This is a genomic window from Saccharopolyspora sp. NPDC000995, from assembly GCF_053599315.1.
The window spans coordinates 25,368-35,326 of record NZ_JBSFLZ010000073.1 but is presented as its reverse complement, the minus strand read 5'-3'; the positions used below and the strand labels follow the sequence as shown (position 1 = coordinate 35,326).

General features: G+C 69.4%; 8 protein-coding genes. 5 read left to right on the top strand and 3 right to left on the bottom strand.

The genetic code is table 11. The features are described from left to right. The coding region (locus ACWDKQ_RS22465; protein ID WP_450140712.1) for an inositol-3-phosphate synthase at positions 1-833 on the bottom strand (833 nt) is incomplete at its 3' end. Positions 834-853: 20 nt separating this feature from the next. Continuing rightward, on the bottom strand, positions 854-1,444 hold the full coding sequence (locus ACWDKQ_RS22460) for a PadR family transcriptional regulator (protein ID WP_450140709.1): 591 nt from the start codon (positions 1,442-1,444) through the stop codon (positions 854-856). A gap of 213 nt (positions 1,445-1,657) precedes the next feature. Here ACWDKQ_RS22460 and ACWDKQ_RS22455 point away from each other — a divergent pair, with 213 nt between their 5' ends. The 5 genes from ACWDKQ_RS22455 to ACWDKQ_RS22435 all read left to right on the top strand — a co-directional run bounded on the left by ACWDKQ_RS22455 (position 1,658) and on the right by ACWDKQ_RS22435 (position 8,052). Further along, the gene (locus ACWDKQ_RS22455) at positions 1,658-2,062 is read left to right on the top strand and encodes a DUF5318 domain-containing protein (protein ID WP_450140711.1); all 405 of its coding nucleotides are present in this window, start codon (positions 1,658-1,660) and stop codon (positions 2,060-2,062) included. A 238-nt stretch (positions 2,063-2,300) separates the two neighbouring features. Further along, entirely contained in the window at positions 2,301-5,390 is a 3,090-nt protein-coding gene (locus tag ACWDKQ_RS22450) for a transglycosylase domain-containing protein (protein ID WP_450140708.1), read from the top strand. A gap of 80 nt (positions 5,391-5,470) precedes the next feature. After that, the gene (locus tag ACWDKQ_RS22445; RefSeq protein WP_450140707.1) at positions 5,471-7,117 is read left to right on the top strand and encodes a glycosyltransferase family 87 protein; all 1,647 of its coding nucleotides are present in this window, start codon (positions 5,471-5,473) and stop codon (positions 7,115-7,117) included. A gap of 533 nt (positions 7,118-7,650) precedes the next feature. Continuing rightward, on the top strand, positions 7,651-7,827 hold the full coding sequence (locus ACWDKQ_RS22440) for a PspC domain-containing protein (RefSeq protein ID WP_450140710.1): 177 nt from the start codon (positions 7,651-7,653) through the stop codon (positions 7,825-7,827). A 63-nt stretch (positions 7,828-7,890) separates the two neighbouring features. Beyond that, on the top strand, positions 7,891-8,052 hold the full coding sequence (locus ACWDKQ_RS22435; protein ID WP_450140706.1) for a hypothetical protein: 162 nt from the start codon (positions 7,891-7,893) through the stop codon (positions 8,050-8,052). A gap of 467 nt (positions 8,053-8,519) precedes the next feature. On the opposite strand, the gene ACWDKQ_RS22430 is transcribed toward ACWDKQ_RS22435, so the two are convergent. Further along, complete coding sequence (locus tag ACWDKQ_RS22430) at positions 8,520-9,935, bottom strand: M20/M25/M40 family metallo-hydrolase (protein WP_450140705.1); 1,416 nt, start codon at positions 9,933-9,935, stop codon at positions 8,520-8,522. Positions 9,936-9,959: the final 24 nt, after the last annotated feature.

Below are 9,959 nucleotides of genomic sequence, written 5' to 3'. Positions count from 1 at the left end.
GCCCACTTCCGGTCGTCCAGCCACGGCACGTAATCCGACGGCCCGATGTGCACGTTGCGCTTGCCGAGATCGCGGTCCACCTGCGAGGTAACCGACTGCGTCTTGGAGGTCTTCTTCGACTCCAGCCGCTCCAGTTCCTTCATGTTCAGGAAGTCCATGTTGCCGCCGACGTTCAGCTGCATCGTGCGATCCAGGTGCACGCCGCGGTCCTCAAACAGCTTGGCCAGCACCCGGTGCGTGATGGTCGCCCCGACCTGCGACTTGATGTCGTCGCCGACGATCGGCACGCCCGCGTCGGTGAACTTCTGCGCCCACTGCGGGTCGGAGGCGATGAACACCGGCAGCGCGTTGACGAAGGCCACCCCGGCGTCCAGCGCGCACTGCGCATAGAACTTGTCCGCCTCCTCCGAACCCACCGGCAGGTAGGCCACCAGGACGTCGACCTCGGCTTCCTTGAGCGCCTGCACGACGTCCACCGGCTGGTCGTCGGACTCCTCGATGGTCTCCCGGTAGAAGCGGCCGAGGCCGTCGAAGGTGTGGCCGCGCTGCACGGTGACGCCCAGCGGCGGCACGTCCGCGATCTTGATGGTGTTGTTCTCGCTGGCGACGATCGCCTCGGAGAGGTCGCGGCCGACCTTCTTCGCGTCCACGTCGAAGGCGGCGACGAACTTCACGTCGCTCACGTGGTAATCACCGAAGTTGACGTGCATCAAGCCGGGCACCCGGGTGCCCGGGTCCGCGTCGGCGTAGTAGTGGACGCCCTGCACCAGCGACGCCGCGCAGTTCCCGACGCCCACGATCGCCACCCGCACCGCTCGACGATCTCCGCCCATGGCAGGGCCCTCCTTCTTGCTCATCTGTCGTGTCCTTGCAGTTCTTGCCCGCCGACACTGGGTCGGCCCGGCGCCGCAGCAGACTGCTCGGCGCGTTCGTGTTCGATGATTTCGTCGAGCCAGCGGACCTCGTGCTCGCTGTTGTCCAGCCGGAGGCGGTGCAGTTCCCGGGTGTAGCGGTCGAACCGTTGCTCGGAGCGCGCCAGCGCGCTGCGCAGGCCGTCCCGGCGCTCCTCGACGTGGCGCCGGCGTCCTTCCAGGATCCGCAGCCGGACCTCGGCCGGGGTGCGGGAGAAGAACACCATGTGCACGCCGAATGCGTTGTCGTCGCAGGCCTGCGGCCCGCAATCGCCGACCAGGTCGGCGAACCGCTGCTGCCCGGCGGCTGTGATCCGGTACACGCGGCGCGCTCGACGGCCCCACGCGCGCGAACCAGGCGAGTCGGGTTCCTCCTCGATCAACCCGGCGCGCAGCAGCCTCCGCAACGTCGGGTACAACGTTCCGCAGGACAGTGCGCGGAAGGTGCCGACCGTGTCGTGCAACCGTTTCCGCAGCTCGTAGCCGTGCATCGGGGCCTCGTGCAATAGCCCGAGCACGGCGAGTTCGAGCATCCGCACCTCCTCCGCCCGACGAATTCACCGCCCCATTCCACTGGCGGTGCTGCGGTGAGGCAGACCACCTCGCGGATTATATCGTGCCGATATATCGGATTGCACGATCGCGAGGGGCCTGAGGTGGCGGTCGTCACTGCTGGTAGTGGTCGGTCACGTCGCCTGCCCTGAACGGCGCATAGGGCAGACGTGGTCGACACGTACCCTGTGGTCGTGCGGACCCAACGGCAAGTGGTCGACTACGCGTTGCAGCGCCGAGCGTTGCTCGCGCAAGTCCACGCTGGCCGCGTCGGGGTGATGGAGGTCTGCGACGCCGATCCGTACCTGCTTCGGGCGGCAAAATTCCATGGTGAGCCGAGCGGGGTGACCTGTCCGGTGTGCCGGAAGGAACCGTTGACCCTGGTGTCCTGGGTCTTCGGCGACGCCCTCAAGCATGCGTCCGCAACGGCGCGGGCCCCCGAGGAGCTCGACCGGATGGCGGCCACGTTCGAGGAGTTCAATGTCTACGTCGTAGAGGTATGCCGCACATGTAACTGGAACCACCTTGTGCTGTCGTACGTGACCGGAACCGGCGGCTTGAACGACAGCCGGTCCCGGCGCAAGACTGCAGCGGAGTGACAACGGTCGTGCCCCCGAACACGGCCGCGCGCCCGGTGCGGCGCATCCCCCGACGTGAACGCATCACACGGCGTCCGACGACGCCTGTCCTGGAGGCCCACTCGTGAACGACGAGCGTGACGACCCCACCCGAGGGCGCCACTCAAGGCATCCGCATCCCGACGGCCGAGGCACGCCACCCCCGCCGCGCCCCGGGCCGCCGCGCCCGGGCGACCAGGCACGGCCTCCGCAGCGTCCGATGCCCGGCCCGCAGCAGGGCCCGCCACCGGGACCACCCGGTGCGGGCGGCCCGGCGTGGCCCGGCGAAGAGCCGCGCCCGGGCCCGCGGTCGGCGCCGCCGAACCAGCCGAATCCGCGATGGCCGAGCGGGCCGGACCGCAGCGCGGAGGAAACGCAGCAGAACACCCCGGTGCCACCGCCCGGCCAGCCCATGAACTGGCCGGACGCGCAGCCGCCGCAGGAGCAGACCGGCGCATGGACTCCGTCGTTCGACGACGATGACGACTCGGCGCTGGGCAAGCGGCTCAGCGGCGACTCGGGCGAACCGGAGAACAGCGGCGGGCGCAAGCTCGACCTGCCCACCAGCTACTCCGCGGTTCCCCCGCCGCCGAACGGGGGACGGCAGGGACCACCCCCAGCGCCGCCCGGCGCACAGCAGACCAGGCAGGGGCCGCCGCCCGGGCGTCCGCCGCAGCCGCCCAGCGGCGAACAGCCGACGCAGAACATCCCGCAAACCCCGGCCAGCGATCACGACAGCGATCGCCGCCGGGGTGCAGCCACCGCTAGCGGCGCCGCCGCAGCCGGGATCGCCGGTGCTGCCGCAGGCGCCGGGAGGGCGGGTGCCGCAGGCGCCGCCGGGGCGGGCGTGGCCGGAGCCGGAGGTGCGGCTGGCGCAGCCATGGGTGCCGCAGGCGCAGCGGCGGGCGCCGCAGGCGCAGCTGGTGGCGGTGGGGGCGTAGGCCCCGAGCCGCAGTTGCTCACGCATCAGGAACAGGGCAGTTACAACTACTACGCCGACGACTACGACGACGACTCGTACAGCAGCGGGTACGACGGGAATGATCGGGATGGCGACGACCTCGACAGCCGCAATGGCCATGTCCGGTACCGGGACGACGACTTCGACGACGGCCCGGATGACTTCGCGGATCTGGACGACGACATGAGCGCCGCCCGAGCAAAACGCAGTCGGCTCTGGCGGCGGATCCGCCGGTCCTGCTACGTAGCCGCAGCCTTAGCCGTCGTGGTTCCGGCCGCCGTGTTCATCTACGGCTACATCTTCTGGGATGCGCCGAACGAGGCGAAGGTGATGAGCATGGACCGGCCGATCGAGCTGCAGTACGCCGACGGCAGCCCGATGGGCCGCATGGACGTGCAGGGCTCGCGGGAGGTCCTGCACAGCATCAACGACGTGTCGTTGGCGATGCAGAACGCCACCATCGCGGCCGAGGACTCCACTTTCCGCACCAACCCGGGCTTCGACTTCCAGGGCATCCTGCGGTCGGCCTACTACCTGGTGTCCGGTTCCGGGGTCGGCGGTGGTTCCACGATCACCCAGCAGTTCCTGAAGCTGGACCAGGACCTCAAGAAAGACCCGACGTACATCCGCAAGATCAAGGAAGTCGTGCTGGCGTTCAAGATCACGAACCAGCAGAGCAAAGACGACATCCTGCTCGCCTACATGAACACGGCGGATTACGGGCGCGGCGCGAACGGCATCAGCGCCGCGGCGCGGGCCTACTTCAACAAGAAGCCCAGCGAGCTCAACGCCGCGGAGGCGGCCGTGCTGGCCGGCGTGGTGCAAAGCCCCTACGGCGGCAACGACCCCGGCCAGAACCCGGATAAGGGCAAGAAACGCTGGGAGTACGTCGTCGGGCAGATGGAGGAGAACGGCTTCCTGCAGCCGGGCGAGCGGGAGACCATGACGCTTCCCCAGACCCTGCCTCGCGGGGAGTGGAAGAAGAGCAGCAGGCTCTCCCCCGAACAGGACGCCATCTGGGAGGCCATCAAGCGGGAGCTGGAAGCCCAGGGCCTGTCCGAGAGCGACCTGTCCCGCGGTGGCTACACGATCAGGACCACCATCGATCCGGACACGCAGCAGAAGGCTGAGGCCGCTGTGAAGAAGGTGATGGCTTCGGAGCCGGAGACGCTGCGAACTTCGCTGGTCGCCGTCGATCCGAACAACGGCGAGATCCGGGCTTACTACGGGTCCAAGAACCAGATCGGCGACCTGGACTGGGCAAGCACCCCGCAGGAGCCGGGTTCGTCGTTCAAGCCGTTCGTGGTGATCGCCGGGCTCGAGAAGGGCAAGGGCATCGGCGAGTTCTACGACGGCAGCGGCCCGCAGGTGATCGCCGGGCACGAGTTCAACAACTCGCCCGGTGTGAAATGCGAGATCCCGACGCACTGCGGTGTCCGAGAGGCGATGACCGACTCGGTCAACACGGTGTTCGTCAACATGGCTGCCGACTTCGGCCCCAAGAAGGTTGCCGAGGCCGCGCATCAGGCCGGGATACCGGAATCGACGAAGCTGGAAAGCCCCGACGGCAGCGTGGCCGCTGGTATCGCGCTGGGAATGTACCCGGTGCTTCCGGCGGACATGGCCGCCTCGTACTCCTCGTTCGTCAACGGGGGCAACAAGGTTCCGGCGCACTTCGTTCAGCAGGCCGTCAGCCCGGAGCAGGGCGTGTTCCCGCTCGCGACCGCGAAACCGCAGCCAGCTTTCGGTGACTCGTCGACCAGCAAGGACATCGCCTACAACGTCTCGCAATCGATGCTGGACGTCGCCGCGCACTCGAAGGTCCCGTTGGCGGGCAACCGGCCGGTGGTGTCCAAGACCGGTACCCACCAGTGGCTCAACACCACGAAGAACAAGAACGCCTGGATGATCGGTGCCGTGCCGCAGATCTCCACCGCGGTGGCGATGCAGAACGACGACAGCGGCCCGAAGCCGTTGGAGAACGCCAACGGCCAGAGCTTCTACGGCGGTGGCCTGCCCGCCAAGGTGTGGAAGGAGTTCATGGACTCCTACCTCCAGGGCAAGAAGGTCGTGCCCTTCCCCGAGGGCGACAAGATCGGGCAGTTCCTGGACATCCCGCCGCCGCCCCCGCCGACGTCGCAGGCACCGCCGACGTCCCAGACATCGGCGCCGCCGACGTCGGAGCCCAGCGACACCAGCGAACCGAACAAGCCGACCACCAGCAAGGAGAAGCCGAGCCACTGCGGCTGGCTGGACCCGAACTGCAACAACACCGGTGGCGGAGGCAGCGACCCCGGCGACGGATCGCCGAACAACATGGCGCCGACCCCGACGAGGTGGTCCGGCTGAGCACCTGTTGAACAGACCAGGGGCACCCGCGAGTCGGCGGGTGCCCCTGCGGTTTGTTCGGCCCCAAGTAGCATCCGGTCGTGTCCACCTCGACCGAGCCCGCCAGCACCGAACCGCCGCCGTCCTCCGGCGGTCGCGTGAGCTCGGCGGTGGACAGCGATTCCCTCGGGCCAGCCGATCGCGTCTCGCCGACCTGGACCGAGCCGCTGGCGCAGAAGCTCAGCCGCCCCTTCGGCGGCCGGCTCGGGCGGCACGCGCAGGTCGGGCGGCAGTGGTTCTGGACGCCGCTGCGGGTGATCCTGCTGCTCGCGGTGCTGGTGCTGGCCGCCGCATGGCTGTTCAAGGCACCCTGCCAGGTCACCTACGAGACCGACAGCGGCCCGCAACTGGACTGGCGGAACAGCAAGCAGTACACGGCGATGTGCTACACCGACATCATCCCGCGCTACGGCCTGGGTGATCTCGCGCCGGACACCGCGTTCCCGTACAAGACCTCGTGGTTGGAAAACCCCGGCACGCCGCAGCAGCAGATCCGGTACATGGAGTACCCGGTGCTGACCGGGTTGTTCCAGTGGGTCAACGCGCGGGCCGCGGACGGATGGGCGACCCTGGCGAGCTTCGGGTGGTTGCCGTCCGCGCTGACGAGCGTGCTGTACTTCAACATCTCGACGTTCTGGCTGGCCGCGGCCTGGTTGGTGACGATCTGGGCACTGGTGCTGCTGTGCCGCCGGCGTGTTTGGGACGCCGCGCTGGCGGCGGTGTCACCGCTGGTCTTCGTGCACGCATTCACCAACTTCGACGCCCTGGCCACGGCATTCGGTACTGCTGGGCTGCTCGCGTGGGCGCGGCGCCGGCCAGTGCTTGCCGGGGTGCTGATCGGGATCGGCGGCGCGACGAAGCTCTACCCGCTGTTCTTCCTGGGCCCGCTGCTGGTGCTGGCCTGGCGGGCCGGGAAGCTGGCGGACGCGCTGCGCTCGGTGCTGGCCGCCGCGGTGGCCTGGCTGGTGGTCAACGTGCCGATCCTCGTGCTCTACCCGGCGGGGTGGCGCGAGTTCTTCCGGCTCAACAACGAACGACCGGCCGATCCGGACTCGCTCTACAACGCCCTGATGCACTTCACCGGCTGGGCGGGCTTCGACGGCCCGCTGCGCGACGGCGCTACGCCGACGGTGCTGAACACGGTCAGCCTTGCCCTGTTCCTGGTCGCGTGCCTCGGCCTCGGGTGGTTGGCGCTGGCCGCGCCGACCCGACCGCGGGTGGCGCAGCTGTGCTTCCTGGTGGTGGCGGCGTTCCTGTTGACCAACAAAGTGTGGAGCCCGCAGTACTCGCTGTGGCTGGTGCCGCTGGCGGTGCTGGCGATCCCGCGCTGGCGGCTGCTGCTGAGCTGGATGATCATCGACGCCGCGGTGTGGGCACCGCGGATGTATTACTACCTCGGCACCGGCAACAAGGGGCTGCCGGAGGGCTGGTTCCTCGGCGCCGTGGTGATCCGCGACGCGATGGTGGTCGGCCTGTGCGTGCTGATCATCTTCGAGATCGTTCGGCCGGAGCGGGACAAGGTCCGCGCGGCCCTCGTGATGCGGGGCGGGCGCGAACCGGGTGCCTTCGACGACCCGAGCGGCGGAATCCTGGACGGAACACGCGATCGGTTCGTGTTACCCGGCATCGCCCGTTGGGGTAAGGAACGGCCCATATCCGGGGAGCAGAACCTGGCGTCGAGGCGGTGATCTTCTCCCACCCTGGAGGTGCTCCGTCGAAGCTTGGCCGTCGATCCCTGACCATCGTCCTCACCGCGGCAGCTGCGCTGGCCGCGCCCACAGCATCCGCATCGGCCCAGGAAGACCTGAGCCGGACGCCGTTGGTGCGCTACGAGATCCGAGGCTGCCGGAGGGCCCCGGGTTCGTGCCGTTCGAGGTGGCCATCGGCGGCGAGCGGCGGAGCGTCGGGGGCATCGGCCCCGGTGCCCTGGTGTCCCGGTGCCCTGGTGTCCGCGCAGGTCGCGCTCGCTGGCGCGGGCGTGGCCGAGGTCCGGGTGACATCCGGCGACCGGGTCCTCGCGAGCCGCACCTACCAGGCCAGGTGCTGACCGAGTCCGCAGTGCTAAGTGCCCGCTCGATCCCCCGGCCAACCGGGCACCGGCACGTTCGGGGTACGCCCGTGTGGGCTACGCCTGCGGACCTGGGTCAGGGGAATCTCGGGGTCGCTCCCTGACGCGTCGCGCCGCCGCGGCAGCGAACATGGAGACATGACGACGTACCAAATGCCCCTGTCCCGGCCGAGCGAGAAGGCGATGATCGCGGGCGTGTGCGCCGGTCTGGCCGATCGGTTCGGCATGAAGCCGTTCACCATGCGCCTGTTGTTCCTGCTGTCCTGCCTGCTGCCGGGACCCCAGTTCGTCATCTACATCGTGCTCTGGATCCTGATCCCGAAGCGCTGAACCGGCTGCGCGCCGGGGCCTGAACCGACCACTTGAAGCTAGGAGCGGCGGACGTACCAGGTCGTGACCAGGAGCGGACTGCGCTGGAGGATGCCCGCGGCGACGAGCGCGGAGCGGATGAGCAGCGCCGCGCTCGCCGCTGCCGAGCTCAGCGCTTGGAGCAGCGGGAAGGCGAGCGGAATTCACCTCGCCAGCACCGCGATCGCGACAGCACTGCCGCCGTGATCACGTGTGGTTAGCCGATGTGCGAGACCTCAGCCCAGGCGACGGTGAGCAAAGCGAGCCCGACCTTCTGCGTTGCCCTTCGAGAGCTCGCGCAGCGGCGTACCCGGGCCACCGGCGAGCGCGAACCGTTCGAGCCACCGGTCGGCCCGATCCCGTGCCTGCGAAGCGGACAATCCGCCGATCCGGCCGAGGTGGCGGAGGTAGGCGCTGGCGCTCACCCGCCGCAGGGCGGGAAACCGATCCGGCACGTACCCGGTGCGCGGCCGCCCGGTGACAGTTCCGCCGGACGGCCGCGAAACCCCGGGAGGATCCGCCGCAGCGTGGATGTCCCGGACCCGTTGGAGCCCAGGATCAACGCCCCGGAACCGCCACCCCAGCCTCCATCGCGGTGCGATTTATATGGAAACGAAGAACGAGTTGTCCACAACCTGCGGTGTGTCGTGGTATGACACGCCGGAGTGGTGCGGTCAGCGGCGGGCGTGGGCGTCGAGGACGTAGGCCACGGCCGAAGTGACCTTGGCCGCGAACGCGAGGTGCAGCGACTCGTCCGGCACGTGCGCGTTGCTGTCAGGCCCGAGCGCCCCGGTCACGAGGAACTGCGCGTCCGGGTAGGCGTTGTGCAGCAGGCCCATGAACGGGATCGAGCCACCGAGCCCCATCGTCCGCCAGCCGGCGCCGAACACCTCGTCGCTGGCCTGGTCCAGCGCCTCCACCAGCCACGGCGCCGGGTCGGGCGCGTTCCAGCCCAGCCCGGCCTCGGAGTGCCCGAAGGTCACCTTCGCGCCGTACGGCACGTCGGTGGTCAGCCGCTCCTCAACGGCGCGCAGCGCCGCATCCGGGTCGGCCGTCGGCGGCAGCCGGAAGCTCAGCACCAACGTCGTGAAGGGCCGCAGCACATTGCCCGCGTCCGCAGGCTTGGGTAGTCCGTCGGCGCCGATCACAGACAGCGTCGGCCGCCAGGTGCTGTTCAGGGCGAGCTCGACCTCTTCCTCGTCGACCGGCCGCAAACCCTCCGGCCACGGCACGACGTTGCGCACCAGACCGGGCGCGGCCTCGATCGCCGCCTTCGCCTCGGCGACCCGGTTTTCAGGGATCTGCACGTTCAGCTCGGGCACCAGGATCTCGCCGGTCGCGGAGTCCTCCAGCCGATCGAGCAGCTGCCGCAGCACCCGGAAGGAGCTGGGTGCGATGCCGCTGGCGATGCCGGAGTGCAGGCCGCTATCGAGTACCCGCACCCTTACCTCCAGCGACACCATGCCGCGCAGCGAGTTCGTCAGCCACAGCCGCTCGTAGTCGCCCGCGCCGGAGTCCAGGCACACCACCAGCGACACGTTGCCGAGCTGGTCCGAGAGGTGCGAGAGGTAGGCGGGCAGGTCGGGGCTGCCGGACTCCTCGCCGGTCTCCAGTAGCACCACGCAGCGCGTGTGCGCGCCGCCGTGCGTTCGGACCGCCTCGATCGCGGTGATCGCCGCGTACCCGGCGTAGCCGTCATCGGCGGCACCGCGCCCGTACAGCCGGCCGTCGCGGACCACCGGGGTCCACGGCCCGAGCCCTTCGGACCAGCCGCCCAGCGGAGGTTGCTTGTCGAGGTGGCCGTAGAGCAGCACCGTCTCGTCGGGGGCGCCCTCGCTGGCCGGGATGTCCACCACCAGCAGCGGGGTGCGTTCCGGCAGCCGCACGACCTCGATGTTCGCGCCGGCGATGTCCCGCGCCGCGATCCACGACCGCAGGTGCTCGATGGCGGCGGCGAGGTGCCCGGCGGCGGCCCACCCGGTATCGAAGGCGGGCGAGATCGCCGGGATCTTCACCAGCTCGCAGAGGCTCGGCAGGACAGATTCGTCCCACGCCTGTTCAACGTTCTTCGCTACGGCTGCACGATCCACGCCGCGATCCTATGCCCGCTGCGA